General features: G+C 68.9%; 21 protein-coding genes and 1 tRNA gene. 11 read left to right on the top strand and 11 right to left on the bottom strand.

Annotated elements, in window-relative coordinates:
• Positions 1 to 155 precede the first annotated feature (155 nt).
• The 3 genes from VDQ18_RS15870 to ribA are packed head-to-tail and all read right to left on the bottom strand — an operon-like array spanning position 156 to position 2,441.
• Positions 156 to 659 (bottom strand): L,D-transpeptidase family protein, encoded by a 504-nt coding sequence (locus tag VDQ18_RS15870; protein WP_323021910.1) that lies wholly within the window; start codon positions 657 to 659, stop codon positions 156 to 158.
• Positions 656 to 1,354 carry a hypothetical protein gene (locus tag VDQ18_RS15875; RefSeq protein WP_323021891.1) on the bottom strand — a complete coding sequence of 233 codons (699 nt, stop codon included), beginning with the start codon at positions 1,352 to 1,354 and terminating at the stop codon, positions 656 to 658. The genes VDQ18_RS15870 and VDQ18_RS15875 overlap by 4 nt, the downstream gene beginning before the upstream one ends.
• 22 nt (positions 1,355 to 1,376) lie before the next feature.
• Positions 1,377 to 2,441 carry a GTP cyclohydrolase II gene (gene ribA, locus VDQ18_RS15880; RefSeq protein ID WP_323021892.1) on the bottom strand — a complete coding sequence of 355 codons (1,065 nt, stop codon included), beginning with the start codon at positions 2,439 to 2,441 and terminating at the stop codon, positions 1,377 to 1,379.
• A 174-nt stretch (positions 2,442 to 2,615) separates the two neighbouring features.
• On the opposite strand from ribA, the gene VDQ18_RS15885 reads away from it, so the two are divergent.
• A complete protein-coding gene (locus tag VDQ18_RS15885; RefSeq protein WP_323021893.1) occupies positions 2,616 to 3,302 on the top strand; it encodes a response regulator transcription factor in 687 nt (228 codons plus the stop codon).
• 308 nt (positions 3,303 to 3,610) lie between these two features.
• Here the strand turns inward: VDQ18_RS15885 and VDQ18_RS15890 are convergent, their stop codons facing one another.
• A complete protein-coding gene (locus tag VDQ18_RS15890) occupies positions 3,611 to 4,090 on the bottom strand; it encodes a hypothetical protein (protein ID WP_323021894.1) in 480 nt (159 codons plus the stop codon).
• 51 nt (positions 4,091 to 4,141) lie between these two features.
• Here VDQ18_RS15890 and VDQ18_RS15895 point away from each other — a divergent pair, with 51 nt between their 5' ends.
• From VDQ18_RS15895 to VDQ18_RS15905, 3 genes are all read left to right on the top strand, one after another.
• Positions 4,142 to 4,930: an exodeoxyribonuclease III gene (locus VDQ18_RS15895; protein ID WP_323021895.1), complete on the top strand. Its 789-nt coding sequence runs from the start codon at positions 4,142 to 4,144 to the stop codon at positions 4,928 to 4,930.
• Positions 4,931 to 5,024: 94 nt separating this feature from the next.
• Positions 5,025 to 5,738: a phosphonate metabolism transcriptional regulator PhnF gene (gene phnF / locus VDQ18_RS15900; RefSeq protein WP_323021896.1), complete on the top strand. Its 714-nt coding sequence runs from the start codon at positions 5,025 to 5,027 to the stop codon at positions 5,736 to 5,738.
• Positions 5,739 to 5,763: 25 nt separating this feature from the next.
• A complete protein-coding gene (locus VDQ18_RS15905) occupies positions 5,764 to 6,168 on the top strand; it encodes a VOC family protein (protein WP_323021897.1) in 405 nt (134 codons plus the stop codon).
• Between the two features lie 4 nt (positions 6,169 to 6,172).
• Here the strand turns inward: VDQ18_RS15905 and msrA are convergent, their stop codons facing one another.
• Complete coding sequence (gene msrA, locus VDQ18_RS15910; protein ID WP_323021898.1) at positions 6,173 to 6,679, bottom strand: peptide-methionine (S)-S-oxide reductase MsrA; 507 nt, start codon at positions 6,677 to 6,679, stop codon at positions 6,173 to 6,175.
• A gap of 179 nt (positions 6,680 to 6,858) precedes the next feature.
• On the opposite strand from msrA, the gene VDQ18_RS15915 reads away from it, so the two are divergent.
• The gene (locus VDQ18_RS15915; protein ID WP_323021899.1) at positions 6,859 to 7,893 is read left to right on the top strand and encodes an MBL fold metallo-hydrolase; all 1,035 of its coding nucleotides are present in this window, start codon (positions 6,859 to 6,861) and stop codon (positions 7,891 to 7,893) included.
• 9 nt (positions 7,894 to 7,902) lie between these two features.
• Here VDQ18_RS15915 and VDQ18_RS15920 read toward each other — a convergent pair whose 3' ends face one another.
• Entirely contained in the window at positions 7,903 to 8,841 is a 939-nt protein-coding gene (locus tag VDQ18_RS15920; RefSeq protein ID WP_323021900.1) for a LysR family transcriptional regulator, read from the bottom strand.
• A gap of 90 nt (positions 8,842 to 8,931) precedes the next feature.
• Between VDQ18_RS15920 and VDQ18_RS15925 the strand changes: the two genes are divergently transcribed.
• Both VDQ18_RS15925 and VDQ18_RS15930 read left to right on the top strand, forming a co-directional pair.
• On the top strand, positions 8,932 to 10,407 hold the full coding sequence (locus VDQ18_RS15925) for a carboxylesterase/lipase family protein (protein WP_323021901.1): 1,476 nt from the start codon (positions 8,932 to 8,934) through the stop codon (positions 10,405 to 10,407).
• A 56-nt stretch (positions 10,408 to 10,463) separates the two neighbouring features.
• Complete coding sequence (locus VDQ18_RS15930; protein ID WP_323021902.1) at positions 10,464 to 11,690, top strand: MFS transporter; 1,227 nt, start codon at positions 10,464 to 10,466, stop codon at positions 11,688 to 11,690.
• Between the two features lie 80 nt (positions 11,691 to 11,770).
• Here VDQ18_RS15930 and VDQ18_RS15935 read toward each other — a convergent pair whose 3' ends face one another.
• Complete coding sequence (locus tag VDQ18_RS15935) at positions 11,771 to 13,249, bottom strand: NAD-dependent succinate-semialdehyde dehydrogenase (RefSeq protein WP_323021903.1); 1,479 nt, start codon at positions 13,247 to 13,249, stop codon at positions 11,771 to 11,773.
• Positions 13,250 to 13,328: 79 nt separating this feature from the next.
• Between VDQ18_RS15935 and VDQ18_RS15940 the strand changes: the two genes are divergently transcribed.
• Positions 13,329 to 14,117, top strand: a complete 789-nt coding sequence (locus VDQ18_RS15940; protein ID WP_323021904.1) for an alpha/beta hydrolase — start codon at positions 13,329 to 13,331, stop codon at positions 14,115 to 14,117.
• A gap of 2 nt (positions 14,118 to 14,119) precedes the next feature.
• On the opposite strand, the gene VDQ18_RS15945 is transcribed toward VDQ18_RS15940, so the two are convergent.
• Positions 14,120 to 14,548, bottom strand: a complete 429-nt coding sequence (locus tag VDQ18_RS15945) for an organic hydroperoxide resistance protein (protein WP_323021905.1) — start codon at positions 14,546 to 14,548, stop codon at positions 14,120 to 14,122.
• A 108-nt stretch (positions 14,549 to 14,656) separates the two neighbouring features.
• Between VDQ18_RS15945 and VDQ18_RS15950 the strand changes: the two genes are divergently transcribed.
• Entirely contained in the window at positions 14,657 to 15,091 is a 435-nt protein-coding gene (locus VDQ18_RS15950) for a MarR family transcriptional regulator (protein WP_323021906.1), read from the top strand.
• Here VDQ18_RS15950 and VDQ18_RS15955 read toward each other — a convergent pair.
• From VDQ18_RS15955 to rlmB, 3 genes are all read right to left on the bottom strand, one after another.
• Positions 15,075 to 15,554: a CoA-binding protein gene (locus VDQ18_RS15955; protein ID WP_323021907.1), complete on the bottom strand. Its 480-nt coding sequence runs from the start codon at positions 15,552 to 15,554 to the stop codon at positions 15,075 to 15,077. The two genes, VDQ18_RS15950 and VDQ18_RS15955, sit on opposite strands and share 17 nt — an antisense overlap.
• A 186-nt stretch (positions 15,555 to 15,740) precedes the next feature.
• Positions 15,741 to 16,490, bottom strand: a complete 750-nt coding sequence (gene map, locus VDQ18_RS15960) for a type I methionyl aminopeptidase (RefSeq protein WP_323021908.1) — start codon at positions 16,488 to 16,490, stop codon at positions 15,741 to 15,743.
• A gap of 238 nt (positions 16,491 to 16,728) precedes the next feature.
• Positions 16,729 to 17,517: a 23S rRNA (guanosine(2251)-2'-O)-methyltransferase RlmB gene (rlmB, locus tag VDQ18_RS15965; protein WP_107752389.1), complete on the bottom strand. Its 789-nt coding sequence runs from the start codon at positions 17,515 to 17,517 to the stop codon at positions 16,729 to 16,731.
• Positions 17,518 to 17,686: 169 nt separating this feature from the next.
• Here rlmB and VDQ18_RS15970 point away from each other — a divergent pair.
• A tRNA-Tyr gene (locus tag VDQ18_RS15970) sits at positions 17,687 to 17,770 on the top strand.
• A gap of 225 nt (positions 17,771 to 17,995) precedes the next feature.
• A partial coding sequence (locus VDQ18_RS15975) for a GNAT family N-acetyltransferase (RefSeq protein ID WP_323021909.1) occupies positions 17,996 to 18,474 on the top strand: 479 nt, incomplete at its 3' end.

The raw sequence follows: 18,474 nt of genomic DNA on the forward strand, positions 1-18,474 counted from the left end.
GTCGGCGATTTTCGGCACGCGGGTCGCGCCGGTCTGAGGGCCGCAAGGGGCGCGGCTCGGGGGCATCGAGCCCCCTCGCCGCGCCGGGGGGCCGTCTGCCCCCCACCGGCCCTGACGGGCCGCCTCCCGAGGATATTTTTGGAACAAAGAAGAGATCAGGAGCGGATCAGGATCCGGGCGCCCGGCGTGACGCGCTGCGCGATCCAGAGAAGATCCGCCCGTGCGAAGGCGAGGCAGCCTGCCGTTCGATAGCCGGGACGGCGCCAAGTGTGCAGGAAGATGGCCGAGCCCTTGCCGGGGATCGCCTCGGGGAAGTTCCAGTCGGTCGTCAGGATCAAATCATAGAGCGGATCAGCGCGGCGCAGGCTTTCGTGGCTGGCGGCAAAGGGGGCGCGGACCGGCAGGTTGTAGGCCGGATGCGCCGGGTCGTCGCACCACAGATCCCGCAGGCCGATCGGCTGCGCCCAGCGGGGCAGGGCGCGGGCGTTCAGCCGGTCGGGGCGGTAGAGCATGCCGGTCAGGTGCAGGACCCCGGCGGGCGTGGCGCCGTCGCCCTCGCGCTTGTTACGGGTGATGCCGCCGCGGCCGAGGGTGCAGGGGATCAGGCGGCGCTGGAAGCGCAGGCCGAGGCGGGTGAGGATCAGGTCGTCGGGGCTCAGCGCAGGATCTCCGTCGCCAGGGACAGCCAGGTCGTGTCGAGCGCGTCCAGTTCGGCCAGATCGAAGCGATGGGCCTCGTGCTGGTAGCGCCCGGTCGGAGTGTCGTAGCCGAGCCGCGCCTCGGTGGCCAGAGGGGCGGCGAGGTCGGGCGGGGTGAGGGCCCGGGTCCCGGCAAGCCCGGCCAGGGTCGCGCGGGGAAAGACCAGACGGCTTTCCCCCGCCGACAGGTTCACGCAGGCGCAGCCCCGGGCGGCCGCCAGCAGCAGGAGGCGGGCCGACTTCGCCTCGAGATTGCGCAACGAGAGATCGGCGCGCAGCGGGTCCGGCTGGCCGATGCCGTAGAAATGCGTGGCGCCGGTGGCGGGATAGACCAGATCGCAGCCGAACCAGGCCAGAACCCGGGGCTTCAGCGCCCCCAGCGCCCAGTAACCGGCGGTAAAGGCCATGGTCGCCCCGGCAAGAACGAAGCCGCCGAAGCGGCTCTGCACCGGGACATAGTCGGCGGCGGTGACGATCCGCTGGCCGGGGGTCAGCGCCCCGGGCAGGCGGTCGGGCGGCAGATCCTCGGGGTGGATCAGCACGTCCCAATCGGGCCGCAGCCTCCAAGCGTTGTTGATCGCGACCAGCGTGTCGAAGGGGCGGGGCCAACCGGCAGCCTGCACCGCCATGGGTGCGCTGCCGAGGAGGAGGACCACCCCGCCGCTCATCAGATCGGCGTCACAACAGATGCCCCGACTTGGCGGCCTTGGTCGCCAGATAGGCGGCGTTCTCGTCCGTGAGGCCGACCTGCAGCGGCACCCGCTCGACCACGCCGATGCCGCCCTTTTCCAGCATCGCCACCTTGCGGGGATTGTTGGTCAGGAGCCGCACCTGCGAAAAGCCCATCTTGCGCAGCAGTTCGGCGCCGAGGCGGAAATCGCGCTCGTCATCCTCGAAGCCGAGGCGATGATTGGCCTCGACCGTATCGAAGCCCTGATCCTGCAGCGAATAGGCCCGCATCTTGTTGGCAAGGCCGATGCCGCGCCCCTCCTGGTTGAGGTAGAGCAGCACGCCAGATCCGGCTTCGTGCATCGCCGCGAGGGCCGCGTGCAGCTGCGGGCCGCAGTCGCATTTCAGGGACCCCAGCACGTCGCCGGTGAAACAGGCCGAATGCAGCCGTGCCAGAACCGGGGCATCGCGCATCGGGCGACCGACCTCGACCGCGTAATGCTCGATCCCGCCATCCTCGGGGCGGAAGACATGCAGCCGCCCGGCGCCCGCCAGCCGCATCGGCAGCCGGGCGGCGATCACCGGGGTGAGGCGGGTCTCGGGCGTCGCCGTCTCGGCGGCGGAAAGCTGCGTCAGCCCTTCGGGCGGGGTGATGCCGGTCACCACTAGCGCCGCGGGCAAAAGCTGCGCCGATTTCACCAGCCGGAGCGCGGCGCGGTGCAGATCGGCGCGGCCCTCGCGCTGGCTGAGGAGCGGGCCCTTCATCGGATGGGTCAGGTCGTCGGCGGGGTCGGCGAGGGCCTCTATCCACGCCACGCCCTCGCCCTTCGGCAGCAGGATCCGCGCCAGATCGCCGTCATAGGCGCGCGCCTTCAGCGTCGCCGCCCGATGCGCGGTCAGGGCCACCACCGGCTGGCCCAGCGCCCGGATCGCCGTCAGCCGGTCGGCGTCCAGCGTCTCGGCCGCGGCGACCAGCGCCACCTCCGCGCCATCGGTCAGGACCACGGGCAGGCCCACGCGCAGGTCGGCGCGGGCACGGTTCAGGCGTTCAAGGGGGCCGGGAGTGAGCGACATAGGCGCCTGCGGTCTGAAACAATTCACCCGAGGATGTAAGACACCCGGGGGGAAATTGAAACATAACCCGGTACGGCGACACGTCCGCGTGAGAAAACCCGCCCTTGCTTGAACCTTTCGCTGCGCCGCAACACCTTATGCGTGAAGACCCCGTGAACGACGAGGACCCGAGTGATGGGAAAACTGAACAAGATCCTGCTGGTGGACGATGACGAGGACCTGCGCGAGGCGCTGGCCGAGCAGCTGGTCGCGACCGAGGATTTCGACACGTTCGAGGCCGGCGATGGCGCCTCGGGCATGGAGCGCGTGCGTGAGGAACAATACGATCTGGTGATCCTCGACGTGGGCCTGCCCGATACCGACGGGCGCGAGTTGTGCAAGCGGATGCGCAAGGCGGGCGTGAAATGCCCGATCATCATGCTGACCGGGCAGGATTCGGACGCGGACATGATCCTGGGCCTCGATTCCGGGGCCAATGATTACGTCACCAAACCCTTCAAGTTCCCGGTGCTGCTGGCCCGCATCCGGGCCCAGCTGCGCCAGCACGAGCAATCGGAAAACGCCGTCTTCCAGCTGGGCGAATACCAGTTCAAGCCGGCGCAGAAGATGCTGGTCGATCCGAAAGAGCGCAAGATCCGCCTGACGGAGAAAGAGACCAACATCCTGAAGTTCCTGTACCGGGCGCCCGATGGGCTGGCCCCGCGCGAGGTGCTGCTGCACGAGGTCTGGGGCTACAACGCCGGGGTGACCACCCACACGCTGGAGACGCATATCTACCGCCTGCGGCAGAAGATCGAATCGGACCCCTCGAACGCCCGGCTGCTGGTGACGGAACCGGGTGGCTATCGGCTGGTCCCGTGACTGTTTCCGGGCCGGGGTCGCATTGTTGCCGGATTTACCCGGCATAAAGACTCTTCTGGCAGGCTGTGACTGTCAGAGGATTTCCCTCCCCTGCGTGTCGGGGTCATGACACGCTCCTCCCTGTTGGACTGGCCCGGGCTTTGCCCGGGCCTTTTTTCATCCGCCGGGCGCGACCCTGCTGCCCGGGCTTGATCTGAATCAAAGCCACATCCGGCAGGCAGGTTTATCTCATAGTCTCTCCCTGTTGGACTTGGGCCCCGACGCAGATGCTGCGCGGGGCCTCTCTTTTCCTCCGGGGAAGGGCTGCGTCAGTCCTGCGGGCCCGGAGCCGGGGTCGGCTCGGGCGTCGGCGCGAAATTCAGAGGGGTCAGCGTCACGTCGAAATCGACGCGGATCCCGGCCTCGGCGCTTTCGGCCACGCCGCGCAGCCGCAGGTTCGAGCCTCGCAGCAGCACCCGCGACAGGCTGAGCGTGACGTCCGGCGCATTGCCCAGACCCGGCAGGCCCGGCGCGAAGATCAGCCCGCCGACCGCCTCGCCATCCCGGAACGCGCCCGAGACGCTATAGGTGCCGTCCGGCCCCTCGGCGTCGATGTTGAAGCGATAGCCGCCGTTATCGGGGTCCCAGCTGGTCCGGTACCCCCGGGTTTCCTCGGCGATGGTCAGCGGGTGGCGTTCGCCGTCCCGGGTCAGGGTGAGGCTTTCCGAAGCGGCGGGCGCGGCGAGGGGCGCGAGCCCCAGGGCAAGGCCGCCCAAGAGGACGGTGCGGCGGGTCGGACGGTCGGACACGGGTTTCTCCGAAACGAGGGGCGGTGTAGAGGGAAGGGGAAAGGAAACCCCATGAGCTTCACCCTCGCTACCTGGAACATCAATTCTGTCCGTTTGCGGAGCCCTCTGGTTCAAAAGTTCCTCATCGACCACGCGCCGGACGTGCTGTGCCTGCAGGAATGCAAGAGCCCGGTCGACAAGATCCCGCTCGCCGATTTCGCGGCGCTGGGCTATGGCCACATGGTTGCCCGCGGGCAGAAGGGCTACAACGGCGTGGCGATCCTGTCGCGCCTGCCCATCGAGGACGCGGGCCATATCGACTGGTGCCAGAAGGGCGACGCGCGCCATGTGGCGGCGAAGCTGTCGAATGGCGTGACGGTCCACAATTGCTATGTCCCCGCCGGGGGCGACATCCCCGACCGCACGCTCAACGACAAATTCGGCCACAAGCTGGATTACGTCGAGGAGATGCGCACCCTCTTCCGCGATTCCCGCCCCGAGAAGTCGATCCTGGTCGGCGATCTGAACATCGCCCCGCGCGAGGATGACGTCTGGAACCACAAGGCGCTGCTGAAGGTCGTCAGCCATACGCCCATCGAGGTCGAGGCCTTCGAGGCCGCGCGTGAGGCCGGTGGCTGGGTCGACGTGACCCGCAAGGACATCCCGCAGGGGCAGCTCTATTCCTGGTGGTCCTATCGCTCGCCCGATTGGGACGCGGCCGACAAGGGGCGCCGCCTCGATCATATCTGGGCCTCGGCCGATATCGGCAATGCCGGGCATTCCTCGACCGTGCTGCGGCATGTGCGGGGCTGGGAGCAGCCCAGCGACCACGCCCCCGTGCTGGCGAGCTTCGACCTCTGAGCCCCCGCCGGGCCTGCCGGGCAGCGCCTTGGCAGGCCCGGCCCCGGCGCCTATAACCGGGAAACCCCACCCCAACAGCGGCGCGCGGCATTCCATGGCAGGGACGGACACGGCCCTCTGGCAGCAGATCGAAGGGCGGCTCCGGCAGGAGATCGCCGAAGGGCACCGCCCCGGGGATCGCCTGCCGACCGAGGCGCAGCTCGCCGCCCGCTTCGGCGTCAACCGCCATACCGTGCGTCGGGCGCTGGCCGCGCTGGCCGAGGAGGGGCTTCTCCATTCCCGTCGCGGCGCCGGGGTCTTCGTCGCCGCCCGTCCCACCGAATACCCCCTTACCCGCCGAATGCGGTTCCACAACGCCCTCTCGGCCACCGGCCGCGTGCCCGGGCGCCGGGTGCTGAGCGTCGAGCGCGTGGCAGCCAGCCCGGTCGAGGCCGAGGCGCTGGCCCTTGCCCCCGGCGCCCCGGTGCTGCGGGTCGAGGGGCTGACGCTGTCGGACGGCACGGTGATTGGCCATTTCCGCTCGGCCTTTCCGGGTGAGCGGCTGGCGGGGCTGGAGGCGCCCCTGCGCGCGGGCGAGGGCGTGACCGCCTCGCTGGCGCTGTGTGGCGTGCCGGACCACCTGCGGGCCTGGACGACACTCACGGCGGTGGCGGCGGATGCGCTGCTGGCCGGGCATCTGCAGATCCGCCAGGGCGCCCCGGTGATGCGCGCGGAATCGGTCAACACCGACCCCGAGGGCGTGCCGGTCGAATACGGCATCATCCATTTCGCGGGCGAACGCGTGACGCTCAGCGTGATCCCCGAATGATCCTGTTTTGGCGAAAGGACGGCTGATGCTGCTTTACACCACCCTCGGCACCAACGACCTGCCCCGCGCGACCCGCTTCTATGACGCGATCATGGGGGTGCTGGGGCAACCCCGCCTCGATACCGGCAGCGAGGATTGGGTGGCCTGGGGTCGGGATTATGACAACGGCCTCGGCCTGTGGCTGACGGCGCCCTTCGACGGCGGCCCGGCCACGCCCGGCAACGGCGCCATGCAGGCCTTCAAGGCCGACAGCGCCGCGCAGGTCCGCGACTGGTACGCCGCGGGCCTGTCAGCGGGCGGGCAGGACGAAGGCGCGCCCGGCACCCGCCCCGATTACGGCCCGCAGTTCTATGTCGCCTATCTGCGCGACCCGGACGGCAACAAGCTGGCCTGCGTCTTTCACCGCTACGACCCGGCCGTTGCCGCCTGACGGCCTATTCGGCGGCGCTGCGCCGGGGCAGGACCCAGTTCGGCCGCGGGAAGTGGCAGGTATAGCCGTTCGGGATCCGCTCCAGATAATCCTGATGCTCAGGCTCGGCCTCCCAGAAATCGCCGACCGGCTCGACCTCGGTCACCACCTTGCCCGGCCAGAGGCCCGAGGCCTCGACATCGGCGATGGTGTCCCGCGCCACCTGTTCCTGCTCGGCCGAGGTGTAATAGATCGCCGAGCGATAGCTCATGCCGCGGTCGTTGCCCTGCCGGTTCGGGGTGGTCGGGTCGTGGATCTGGAAGAAGAATTCCAGAAGCCGCCGGTAGCTGATGACCGAGGGATCGAACAGGATCTCGATCCCTTCGGCATGGGTGCCATGGTTGCGGTAGGTGGCGTTCTTCACATCGCCCCCGGTATAGCCCACGCGGGTGGCGGTGACGCCGGGCAGCTTGCGGATCAGATCCTGCATGCCCCAGAAACAGCCCCCCGCCAGTACGGCGCGTTCGCTCATCGCTGATCCTCCTGTTGATCGCGGCGGCCCGCCTCCGGGCCGCGATGCCCTTCAATGTGGGGTCTCGCGGCGCACTTGGCCAGAGGGGCGATGACGGGAGGATGACCGGACGTCCGGGCTTCATTGTCCCCGGGGACGGGTCTATAGCTCGGTCAATCCCGCCGAACGCGAGCCTTCCGATGACCGATATTGCCCTCGACTTCCCCTTCGCCGACCCGCCCGCCCCCGGCGCCGTGATCGAGGTCGCGCCCGGCATCCTCTGGGCCCGGCTGCCGCTGCCCTACCGGCTGGACCATGTGAACGTCTATTTCATCGAGGACGGCGGCGCCTGGGCCATCGTCGACACCGGCATCGGCGACGAGGATTGCCGCGCCGCCTGGGAGGCCCTGCTGGCCGGACCGCTGGCCGGCGCGCGTTTTAGCCGCCTGATCGTCACCCACCACCACCCCGACCATATCGGGCTGGCCGGATGGCTCTGCGACCGGCTGGGCGTGCCGCTGCAGACCAGCCTCAGCTCGTATCTGGGTTGCGTCAACATCTCGCTCAGCCCCGGCGCGATGGAGGCCCAGACCTATCGCGATTTCTACCGCAGCCACGGCATGACCCGCGACGTGGCCGATGCCGTGCTGACCCTGGGCCATGGTTATCTGCGCATGGTCACGCCGCTGCCCGCCAGCTTCCGGCGGCTGGTGCAGGGCGACACGCTGGCCATGGGCGGGCGCGAGTTCGAGGTGATGACCTCAGAAGGCCATGCGCAGGAACAGGTCATGCTGCATTGCCGTGCCGCGAATATCTTCCTGCCCGCGGATGAGGTTCTGGCCCGCATCACCCCCAATGTCAGCGTCTGGGCCGTCGATCCCGATGGCGACCCGCTGGGCCTGTTCCTGCGGTCGCTGGCGATGATCGAGCGTGAGGTGGCCGAGGATGCGCTGGTCCTGCCCGGGCATCACCTGCCGTTCCGGGGCCTGCACAAACGCACCCGCGAACTGGCCGAGCATCATGTCGAGCGCTGCGCCCGGATCGCCGAGGCCTGCGCCGAGCGGCCGCAGAGCGTGGCCGATCTGGTGCCGCTCTTGTTCCCCAAGGTGCAGGACGTCCACCAGCTGGGCTTCGCCTTCAACGAGGTGCATGCCCACGTCAATTACATGATCTACCGCGGCGACCTGCACCAGCGCAGCCACAACGGCATCGAGCGGGTCGAGACGGCGCGCTGACCCCGCCCCTCAGCCGAGGAACAGCAGGCTCTCGGGCCGTTCGCGCAGCACCTCGGGCAGGCGCTTGACCAAGAGGTCGAGGAAATTGCGCGTTGCCGCGGTCAGCGAGCCGCTGCTGGGATAGATCGCATAGAACTTCACCGGCGTCGGTTTCCACTCAGGCAGGACCGGCGCCAGCCGTCCCGCCCGCAGTTCCGCGGCACAGAGGTAGACGGGCAGTGAGGCCACGCCGAAGCCCCGCTGCACCGCCTGCAACAGCCCGGTCGGCAGGGTGCTGGAAAACACCGGATCGAAGCGATGGGTGACCTGCTCGCGCCCCCGTTTCAGCACCCAGCGCCATTCCGACCCGCGCCCGCCCAGCCCCAGGCAGCGGACGGATTTCAGATCCTCGGGCGTCTCGATGGGCCGGACGCGCAGCAGGTCGGGATGCGCCACCAGCTGATAGGGCGAGGTGAAGAGCTTGCGCGCCACCAAGGAGGAATCGGGCAGGTCGCCGAAAGCGGGGTAGATCACCAGATCGGCCCGCACCGTGCGCGGGTCGTAGATGCTGGCCGTTTCCTCCAGATGCAGCCGCACCTCGGGCGAGGCTTCGGCGAACTCGACCGCGATCCCGTCTAGCAGCATCGCCGCCAGCACCGGCGGGCAGACCACATGCAGCGTGCCGACCGGGGTCTTCCGTGCCCGTTCGGCCATGGCCAGCACGCGGTCGGCCTGCACCGCCAGCCGGGCGCAATGCGTGTAGCACTCGGCGCCGAAATTGGTCAGCGTGAACTCCCGCGCGTTGCGCAGGAAAAGCTGGGCGCCCAGACGCTTCTCCAGATCGGCGATGCGCCGCGAGACGGTCGAGCGCGGGATCGACAGCTGCCGCGCGGCGCCGGTCAGCCCGTTGCAATCGACGATGCTGCGAAACAGGTACATGTCGTCCAGACCCAGCATTTGACCGTCCATTTTTGAGCATCTCGTTGCCCGATCATAACCGGTATCCACGGGAAATGAATCGCTATCGTCAGGGGATCGACCACAGACCGGACGCCAGCGATGCCAGACCAGATTCTCCGCCAGACCCCTTTCGGAACACTTCGCGGAGCCGCCGCTGAGGGCGTCACAAGCTTTCACCGCATCCCCTATTCGCAGCCGCGGCTGGGCGGGGAGCGTTTCGCGCGTCCGACCGAGCCGCCGGTCTGGCACGGCATCCGCGATGCCACCCAGCCCGGCCCGGTGCCGCCGCAACTGCCCTCGCGGCTGGACGGGGTGATGGGGGTCTATGACTGCGCGCAGGACGAGGATTGCCTGCATCTCGACATCTGGCAGCCCGAGGGGCTGAGCGCCCCCGCCCCGGTCATCGCCTTCATCCACGGCGGCGCCTTCATGACTGGTGGGGGCTCGATGCCCTGCTATGACGGCGCGGCGCTGGCCCGGGCGACCGGCTGCGTGGTGGTGACGATCAGCTACCGGCTGGGCATCCTCGGCTTCCTGCCGGTCGAGGAAGCGGGCGCGCTGAACCCGGGCCTTCACGACCAGATCGCCGCGCTGCGCTGGATCCGGCAGGCGGTCGGCGCCTTCGGGGGGGATGCGGGCAATGTCACGGCGATCGGTCAGTCGGCCGGAGCCTTTTCCATCGCCGCCTTCATGGCCCTGCCGCTGGGGCCGTCGCTGTTCGACAAGGCGGTGCTGATGAGCGCGCCACTGGGCATCCCCCTCGGAACCCCGGCCGAGGCCGCAGGGATCCGTCACGCCCTGCTGCGGGAACTGGGCGGCGCGCCCGGGGATCTGGAGCCGCTGCGCCGGGCGCCGGTCGGCGATCTGCTGGCGGCGCTCGAGGCGCTGGGCCGCAAGGCCCCGCCGCCCGCCGATCCCGGCACCATCACGCCGCCCTTCATGCCGGTGCTGGACCCCGAGCTGATCCCCCGCGACCCGCTCGACGCGCTGGCCGAGGGCGCCGGGGCCTGGTGCCCGGTGATCATCGGCGTCACGCGAGAGGAGCACGCGTCTTTCCACGTGGCACGCAGCCCGCTCGACACGCTGAGCGAGGCCGATCTTGCCGCGCTCTTCTCCCGCGAATACGGCGCCGAAGGCCCGCAGCGTCTGGCGCAGGCCCGGGCCAGACGCAGCCCGGCCACGCTGCGCACGCTGGTCGTCGACCTGCGCGGCGAGCTGGATTTCGTCGCCGCCGCCTGGAAGGTCGCCGCCGCGCAGGCGGGGCACGGGCAGGGCGCCAGCCATGCCTATCGCTTCGATTGGCAATCGCCGATGCCGGGGCTGGGGGCGGGGCATTGCCTGGACCTGCCCTTCCTCTTCGGCACGCCGGCGCTCTGGCAGACCATGCCCATGGTCCGCGGCGCCGACCGGGCCGAGGTCGAGGGCCTCTCGACCCTGTTCCAGGGCGCCATCGCCGCCTTCGCCCACACTGGCAGCCCCTCCGGCCCGGCCCTGCCGCCCTGGCCCGCCTTCGGGCCGGACCGCACCATCCTGCAGATCGACCGGCTGAGTGCGGCCATCCGCCTCTGCGACTGAGCAAGACCAGACCGCGCCCGAACGCGGCAACCGCATCAACCAGCAACGGGGAACCCATGACCGACATCGCCTCGCCACCCGGCAGCGCCAGCGCGCGCCTCTCCATCATCGTCACCTGCTTCATTCTCGTCGTGCTCGACGGGCTGGACACGATCTCCATCACCTTCGTGGCGCCGCGTCTGGCCGCGCTCTGGGGGCTGCATCCTTCGGCCATGGCGCCTGCCTTCCTCGCCACCAGCCTCGGCGCGGTGGTGGGCTACCTGATCGCCGGCCGCGTCTCGGCCCAGCTGGGCGAGCGGATGGCCATGATCCTCGCCGCCGCCCTCTTCGGCCTCGGCACGCTGGCGACGGCGTGGTCCGGCGGTATCGTGATGCTGTCGGTGCTGCGATTCATCACCTCCATCGGTCTGGGCGCGGCGCTGCCGGTGGCGGTGGCCGTCGCCTCATCCGTGGTGGCGCAACGCCACCGCACCAGCATCGCCATGCTGGTGGCGCTGGGCCTCTCGACCGGCGGCGTGCTGGCGGGCATCCTCGGTGGGCCGCTGATCGCCGCCTATGGCTGGGAAGCGGTGTTCCACGTCGGCGGGGTGCTGCCCTTGCTGATGATCCCGGTGATCCTGGTCCTGATCCCGCGCCGCATCGCCGCGGCGGCACCCGTCGCCGGGTCCAGTCTGGTGAAGGCGCTGTTCGGCCCCGGGCTGGCGCTGCCGACGGTTCTGCTCTGGACCTTCGCCTTCGTGATCTTCGTCAATGCCTATGCGCTCCTGTTCTGGATCCCGACCCTGATGCAGGGTGCTGGCCTTGCGCCCGAGCGTGCGCCCGCCAGCGCCGCCGCCTTCTCGATGGGCGGGCTGGTCGGCGGGATCGTGATGATCCTTTGCGTGGCCAAATGGGGCATTGCCCGCACGCTGATCGGCTACGCGCTTTTCACCATCGCCGCCGTGCTGGTCTTCGCGCTGGGTCAGTTCGCGCCCGCGCAATTGCTGCCGCTGGTCTTCGGACTGGGTCTGGGGCTGCTGCCCTGCCTGAGCGGGCAATCGGGGATCTCGGTGGCGATCTACCCGCCCTCGCTGCGCACCACCGGCATCGGCTATGCCGCCGCCGCCGGGCGCATCGGCTCCATTGCCGGACCGGCGGTCGGGGGGATCATGGTGGGGCTTGGCTGGACGCCGCAGAGCTTCGTCCTGATGACCGCGCTGCCGACCGCGCTGTCGCTGGTGCTGCTGTTCGTGATCTACCGCGTCTCGGTCACCACCCGGACCGGAGCGGCTGCGACCGCCTGAGCCGATCGCGCGAGAAGGCGGTCAGTGAGCCGCAGGGAAAGGGGGGCCAGACAGCCCCCCTTTGTTGTGTCGTCCGGGGCTCAGATGCTGAGGCAGACGTATTTCAGTTCCAGGAAATCCTCGATCCCGAAATGCGAGCCCTCGCGGCCCAGACCCGATTGCTTGACGCCGCCAAAGGGCGCCACTTCGGTCGAGATGATGCCGGTGTTCACGCCGACGATGCCGTATTCCAGCGCCTCCTGCACCCGCGTCACGCGGCCGACGTTTTGGGCGTAGAAATAGCAGGCCAGTCCGAAGATCGTGTCATTGGCGTAGTGGATCGCCTCTTCCTCGGTCTCGAACTTGAAGAGCGGCGCGAGGGGGCCGAACGTCTCCTCCTGCGCCACCTTCATGTCCTGAGTGACGCCGGTCACCACGGTCGGCTGGAAGAAGGTCCCGCCCAGCGCGTGCCGCTTGCCGCCGGTCATCAGCGCGCCGCCATGGTCGAGCACGTCCTTGATATGCTCCTCGACCTTCTCGACGGCCTTCTCGTTGATCAGCGGGCCGGTGGTGACGCCATTCTCCAGCCCGTCGCCCACGTTCAGCTTCTCGACCGCCGCGCGCAGCTTCTCGGCAAAGGCGTCATAGACCCCGGCCTGAACGTAGATCCGGTTGGCGCAGACGCAGGTCTGGCCGTTGTTGCGGAACTTGGACATCATCGCGCCCTCGACCGCCGCATCCAGATCGGCGTCGTCGAAGACGATGAAGGGCGCATTGCCGCCCAGTTCCATCGAGCATTTCATCACCTGATCGGCGGCCTGCTTCAGCAGGATCCGGCCCACTTCCGTGCTGCCGGTGAAGGTCAGCTTCCGCACCGCCGGATTCTCGCAGAATTCCTTGCCGACGTCCGACGAGCGCGAGGAGGTGACGACCGACAGCAGCCCCTTCGGCACGCCCGCGCGTTCGGCAAGCACCGCCATCGACAGCGCCGACAGGGGCGTTTCCGCCGCCGGACGCGCCACGAAACCGCAACCCGCGGCCAGCGCCGGGGCGACCTTGCGGGCGATCATCGCATTGGGGAAGTTCCAGGGCGTGATCGAGCCGACCACGCCGACCGGCTGCTTCAGCACGGTGATCCGCTTGTCGCGCAGATGGCCCGGGATCGTCTCGCCATAGATGCGCTTGGCTTCCTCGCCGAACCATTCGACGAAGGCCGCGCCATAGAGGATCTCGCCCTTGGCCTCGGCCAGCGGCTTGCCCATCTCAGCCGTCAGGATCGTTGCCAGATCGTCGGCATTCTCGACCATCAGCTCGTACCACTTGCGCAGCACCGCCGCGCGTTCCTTGCCGGTGCGCTTGGCCCAGTCCTTCATCGCCGTTTCGGCGGCGGCGATGGCGCGGGCGACTTCGGCCCGGCTGAGGTCGGTGACCTCGGCGATGACGTCGCCACGGGCGGGGTTGGTCACGGCGAAGGTCTTGCCGTCATTGGCCGAAACCCATTCGCCCGCCACGAAGGCGCGGGTTTCCAGCAGCGATGGGTCCTTGAGAAGGCTGCGCAGGTCGGTAGTCTGGTCCAGCATGGTCTTGTCCTCCTTCGGCCGGTCCGGGGGCGGAGCGACCTGAGCATGAATTACTTAACAACGCAAGGAACGGGGCAAAGTGCACGAAGACCTGAGCTTGGCCTATGCTAACGCCGATTTCATTCCCGACGCCGGGTCGTTCCCGCCGCGCTGGGCGGCCGAGGCCGGGGCCTTCCGCGCCGCGCTGGGGGACCGCGCAAGGCTGGGTGTAGCCTATGGGCCCGCGCCGCGCCAGACTTTCGACCTGTTCCTGCCCGAGGGCGCGGTGGCCGGGCTCATGGTTTTCGTCCATGGCGGCTATTGGATGGCCTTTGACCCGTCGGTGTGGTCGCATCTGGCGGCAGGCGCGCTGGCCCGCGACTGGGCGGTGGCGATGCCGGGCTACACGCTGGCGCCCGAGGGGCGGATCCACCAGATGACCGATGAGGTCGAGGCAGCGATCGGAGCCGCCGCTGCCATCGTCGACGGGCCCATCGTGGTGACCGGGCATTCGGCGGGTGGGCATCTGTCGGCGCGGATGGCCTGCACCGACCGCCGGGCGGAATGGGGCGGGCGGCTGGCCCGGGTGGTGCCGATCTCGCCGCTGGCGGATCTCAACCCGCTCAGGCAGACCGGGATGAACGCCAAGCTCGCCCTCGACGCGGCCGAGGCCCAACGCGAAAGCCCCGCGCTTCTGGCGAAACGCGGGGATGTCGATTGCACGGTGTGGGTCGGCGGGCAGGAGCGGCCCAGCTTCCTGTGGCAGGCCCGGACGCTTAGCGAGGCCTGGGACTGCCCCTGGCATGTCGCGCCGGGGCGGCACCATTTCGACGTGATCGACGATCTGGCCGATCCCGAAAGCCTGCTGATCCAGACCCTGCTGGACTGAACTCAGGCCAGCGAGAGCGCCACGTCGATATTGCCGCGGGTCGCGTTGGAATAGGGGCAGACGGCATGGGCGGCGTCGACCATGGTTTGCGCCAGATCCGGCGCGACGCCCGGCAGCGAAACCTTCAGCGCGACTTCCAGACCGAAGCCGCCTTCGCTGCGCGCGCCGATGCCGACCGTGGCGCTGACCGTCGCGTCCTCGGGCACGTCGCCCAGTTTCTGCATGCGGGCCGCGGCGCGCAGCGCGCTCAGGAAACAGGCGGCATAGCCCATCGCGAACAGCTCTTCGGGGTTGTGACCCTTGCCCGAGCCGCCCAGCTCCTTGGGCGAGGCCATGGTCACGGTCAGCAGGCCGGAGTCGAGCGCGGTGATGCCGGTGCGCCCGCCGCCGTTGGCGAGGGCCGAGGTGCGGTATTTGACGTCGAGGCTCATGTTCTTTTCCTATCGTAAGCGATTAAGTCGTGTACGATACATCTAGGGTGAGTCGCGCCGCTTGTCAATCGCTTGCGTTTCTATCGTGCGCGACTTATCTCTCATCGCATGCCCATCGCCCCCGTCGACATGCTCTGCTTCTCGCTCTATTCCGCCCAGCACGCGATGCAGGCGGCCTACAAGCCGCTGCTCGACCCGCTGGGGCTGACCTATCCGCAATACCTCGTGCTCTCGGCCCTCTGGGTGCAGGACGACCAGACCGTCGGCGCGCTGGGCGCCCAGCTGGCGCTGGAGACGAACACGCTGACCCCGCTGCTCAAGCGGATGGAGGCCGCCGGGCTGATCGCCCGCCGCCGCGACAAGGAAGACGAGCGGCAGGTGCGCATCACGCTGGCGCCCGGGGGCGAGGCGCTGCGCCAGAAGGCGGCGCATGTCCCGGCCTGTTTCCTGGAAGCAACCGGCATGAGCCTGCCCGAGGTCGTGGCGCTGCGCGATCAGGTGAAGGGGCTCAGGGACCGGCTGAAGCTCAAAGCTTCGAGCTGATCACCCCGGTATTGAACCCGCCCATGCGCAATTCGCCGAACAGGCGCTGATACTCGATCTTCGGGCAGCGGTTCTGCACGAAGGCCACGCCGCGTTCGGCGCACATCGCCCGGGCCTCGTCGCTGATCACCCCGATCTGCAGCCAGACCAGTTTCAGCCCCGGCAGATGGTCCAGCGCCTCGCGCACGATGGGGGCGACATGTTCGGACCGGCGGAAGACGTCGAGCGTATCCACCTCGGCCGGCAGGTCGCGCACGCCTGCCACCACCGTGGCGCCCAGCAATTGCTCGCCGGCATGGCCCGGGTTGACCGGGATCACCCGCATGCCGCGCAGCCCCAGATAGCGGGCCACGAAATAGCTGGGCCGCACCGGGTTGGGCGAGACGCCGACAACGCCGACGACACGCATCCCCTGTAGCAGGCGGCGCAGCTCGGTATCGTCGGGGGCATCGGCAGGCGTCATGCGGGTCTCCTTCGCTCCGGCAAGACTTAACGTCATGCAAAATGCAAACAAGGGGAAAGAAAAGGCGCCCGGCACGGGGCCGGGCGCTGAGGGACGAGGGGGACAGTATCGGCCGCGGGTCTCCGGGACAGGTGCGGCCCCGGACATCCTGCCAGCGCCAGGCGACGATTCGGTGTCAGCCCAGCCTCAGCCCGGCATCGTCAGCACCAAGGGCCCGCGGTCCGTCGCCACCACCGTATGTTCGTATTGCACCACCGCCGCGCGCGGCTCGCTGTACAGGGTCCAGCCGTCCCGCCCCTCATTGGCCCAGAGGCCGCCGCGCGACAGGAAGGGCTCGACCGTCAGCACCAGCCCGCGGTTGATCCGCCGCCGCTCGTTGCCGACCGGCCAAGTCGGGATCTCGCCCGGCTCCTCGTGCAGCGACCGACCGACGCCATGGCTGGCCAGATTGCGGATCAGCGTATAGCCGCGCGCCTCGGCGAAGCGGCCGATGGCCTGGCCGATCCCGGCCAGGGGCCGCCCGCTCGCCACCTGCGCCACGCCGATCTGCATCGCCTTGCGCCCGTCGCGGCAGAGCTTTTCCAGGGACGGCGCCACGCGGCCCACCCGGAAGGTGGCGCCGGTATCGGCGAAATACCCGTCCTTCGAGGCCGAGACGTCGATATTCACCAGATCCCCGGCCTTGATCACCCGCGCGCCCGGGATGCCATGGGCGATTTCCTCGTTGACGCTGATGCAGGTGGCGCCGGGGAAATCATAGACCGCCTCGGGCGCGGGCAGGGCGCCCTCGCGCTCCAGCAGTGCGCGGCCGATGGCGTCCAGCTCGGCGGTGGTCATGCCGGGCTCCAGCGCCCGGCCCATAGCCTGGAGGGTATCGGCCACGATCCGGCCGATGATCTTCAGCGCCTCCAGTTCCTCGTCCCGCGTGATGGTCATGGCGTCTCCGTCCGGCTGGTTCCGTGTCGCGCCCAAGCTATCTGCAGGGCAGGGCGTGACGGCGACCGTAAGGGAAAAGGGCTTGAAGAAAAAGCGCCCGGTCGTCGGGACCGGGCGCAAGGTGGGAACGAGGGACAGTGGAGGAAACGCGAGAGTTCCGGCTCAACGCTTCATGTGACAATATGAGCGCATTTCCGGAAAAAAAAAGACCTGTCGCGATTTCGTGATAATGGAGCGGTTAACGCGCGAAGCGTCCCGTGGTCGCCGCATAGAGCGACACCGCCGCCGCGTTCGACACGTTCAGCGAGCCGAACCCGCCGCCGAAGGGGATCCGCACCAGCGCGTCGCAGGTCTCGCGGGTTTTCTCGCGCAGGCCCGGCCCCTCGGCCCCCAGCACCAGCGCCACCGGCCGCGTCCCGGCCTGTTCGAGACCCGCCTCCAGCGTCAATTCCGCGTCGCCGTCCAGGCCAAGGATATGAAATCCCATGCGTTTGAGGCTGTCCATCGCTTCGGCCAGATTGGTCACCCGCAGATAGGGCTGCCGCTCCAGCGCGCCCGAGGCGGTCTTGGCCAGCGCCCCGGTTTCCGGTGCCGAATGGTGGCGCGGCGCGATCACCGCGCGGGCGCCGAACACTTCGGCCGAGCGCAGGATGGCGCCCACGTTATGCGGATCCGTCACCCGGTCGAGCAGCACGACCACCGGCGCCCCCGCCCCGGCGGCGCAGACATCCTCGAACCGGCCCCAGTCCAGCGCCTTGACTTCCAGCGCCGCGCCCTGGTGCACCGAATCGCTGGCGATGGGCGCCGAGAACTTGCGCGCATCCTCGATCTCGGGCGTCATGCCGCTTTCGGCGATGGCCTCGGCCAGCTTGTCGGCGGCGTTCCGGGTCACCAGTAGCCGCAGCTTGACCCGCGCCGGGTTCACCAGCGCATCGCGCACCGCGTGCAGGCCGAACAGCCACACGGTTTCCGCCGCCGACGCCCGCTTGGCGCGTTCCTTGTCGATCACCCAAGTCGGTTTCTTCATGGCCAGCCCCTCGTTTTCCCCTCTCTGCGCTGGCGCGGCGCCTGACGCAACCCGCCCCCCTTCATTCTGCCCAAAATACGCCCTTGCATCAGCACCCCCAAGCGGGCGATTTCCTGATGCGACAGCCCTTGACGCCCCCCCGCCCCTTCGATATTCCCCGCCCAGCGTCGGGCGACGAGCTGCAAGGTGCGGCAGCGGACTGTAACTCCGCCGGGGAGACCCACGCCTGGTTCGATTCCAGGGTCGCCCACCATCACCCCTCTCTCCTCTGGGAAGACACGGTGATGGTGTCCCGCCTCCGACGCAGCGGTCTTTTCTCACGGTTAACAGGCAGTGCGACGCGCGCGAGAGCTCCGCGCGGCTTCGGTCGATTCGTCTAAAGCCCGCCGGGCCCGGTGACCGGGGTGCCATCCCCTGCTGGTTGCCGGGCGCTGCCTGGGGTATCGCTGGGGCGACCCGTCGAAACAAGCTTTCCCGCATGACCTCTGACCTTCCCACGCCGACACTCACCACGCGCCGCTTCCTCCTGCGGGCCTTGCAGCGCTCGGATGCCGCGGCGCTCTACGGCACCCTGTCGGACGAGGGCCAGTGCCGCTACCTGTCCCGGCCGCATTTCACCTCGGTCGAGGAGTTGGCGGATTGGCTGACCGATCCTGACTGGCCGGGCCGGACCTGGATCGCTGTCGACAGGTCGGACGGCACCCTGGCCGGCCGCTATGTCGCCTATCCGGGACGCGATGAGGGGGTGCTGGAGCTGGGCTATATCACCCTTGCCGAGTATCAGGGGCAGGGGGTTGCGGCGGAATGCATGACTGCGCTGATCGATCACCTCTTCGCGGAAGGCGCCTATCGTCGCCTTTACGTCGAGATCGACGCAGAAAACCTGGCCTCCGTGCGCCTGGCCGAGCGTCTCGGCTTCACCCGCGAAGGCTGCCTGCGGCAGCATGAGACGACCCA

The sequence above is a fragment of the Pararhodobacter sp. genome, from assembly GCF_034676075.1.
Classification (GTDB): domain Bacteria; phylum Pseudomonadota; class Alphaproteobacteria; order Rhodobacterales; family Rhodobacteraceae; genus Pararhodobacter.

Excerpts from the sequence above, each read along its gene's own strand:
- ribA (WP_323021892.1), bottom strand. The coding sequence starts at position 2,441 with ATGTCGCTCACTCCCGGCCCCCTTGAACGCCTGAACCGTGCCCGCGCC.
- VDQ18_RS15885 (WP_323021893.1), top strand. The coding sequence starts at position 2,616 with ATGGGAAAACTGAACAAGATCCTGCTGGTGGACGATGACGAGGACCTG.
- VDQ18_RS15895 (WP_323021895.1), top strand. The coding sequence starts at position 4,142 with ATGAGCTTCACCCTCGCTACCTGGAACATCAATTCTGTCCGTTTGCGG.
- phnF (WP_323021896.1), top strand. The coding sequence starts at position 5,025 with ATGGCAGGGACGGACACGGCCCTCTGGCAGCAGATCGAAGGGCGGCTC.
- VDQ18_RS15905 (WP_323021897.1), top strand. The coding sequence starts at position 5,764 with ATGCTGCTTTACACCACCCTCGGCACCAACGACCTGCCCCGCGCGACC.
- msrA (WP_323021898.1), bottom strand. The coding sequence starts at position 6,679 with ATGAGCGAACGCGCCGTACTGGCGGGGGGCTGTTTCTGGGGCATGCAG.
- VDQ18_RS15915 (WP_323021899.1), top strand. The coding sequence starts at position 6,859 with ATGACCGATATTGCCCTCGACTTCCCCTTCGCCGACCCGCCCGCCCCC.
- VDQ18_RS15920 (WP_323021900.1), bottom strand. The coding sequence starts at position 8,841 with ATGGACGGTCAAATGCTGGGTCTGGACGACATGTACCTGTTTCGCAGC.
- VDQ18_RS15925 (WP_323021901.1), top strand. The coding sequence starts at position 8,932 with ATGCCAGACCAGATTCTCCGCCAGACCCCTTTCGGAACACTTCGCGGA.
- VDQ18_RS15930 (WP_323021902.1), top strand. The coding sequence starts at position 10,464 with ATGACCGACATCGCCTCGCCACCCGGCAGCGCCAGCGCGCGCCTCTCC.
- VDQ18_RS15935 (WP_323021903.1), bottom strand. The coding sequence starts at position 13,249 with ATGCTGGACCAGACTACCGACCTGCGCAGCCTTCTCAAGGACCCATCG.
- VDQ18_RS15945 (WP_323021905.1), bottom strand. The coding sequence starts at position 14,548 with ATGAGCCTCGACGTCAAATACCGCACCTCGGCCCTCGCCAACGGCGGC.
- VDQ18_RS15950 (WP_323021906.1), top strand. The coding sequence starts at position 14,657 with ATGCCCATCGCCCCCGTCGACATGCTCTGCTTCTCGCTCTATTCCGCC.
- VDQ18_RS15955 (WP_323021907.1), bottom strand. The coding sequence starts at position 15,554 with ATGACGCCTGCCGATGCCCCCGACGATACCGAGCTGCGCCGCCTGCTA.
- map (WP_323021908.1), bottom strand. The coding sequence starts at position 16,490 with ATGACCATCACGCGGGACGAGGAACTGGAGGCGCTGAAGATCATCGGC.
- rlmB (WP_107752389.1), bottom strand. The coding sequence starts at position 17,517 with ATGAAGAAACCGACTTGGGTGATCGACAAGGAACGCGCCAAGCGGGCG.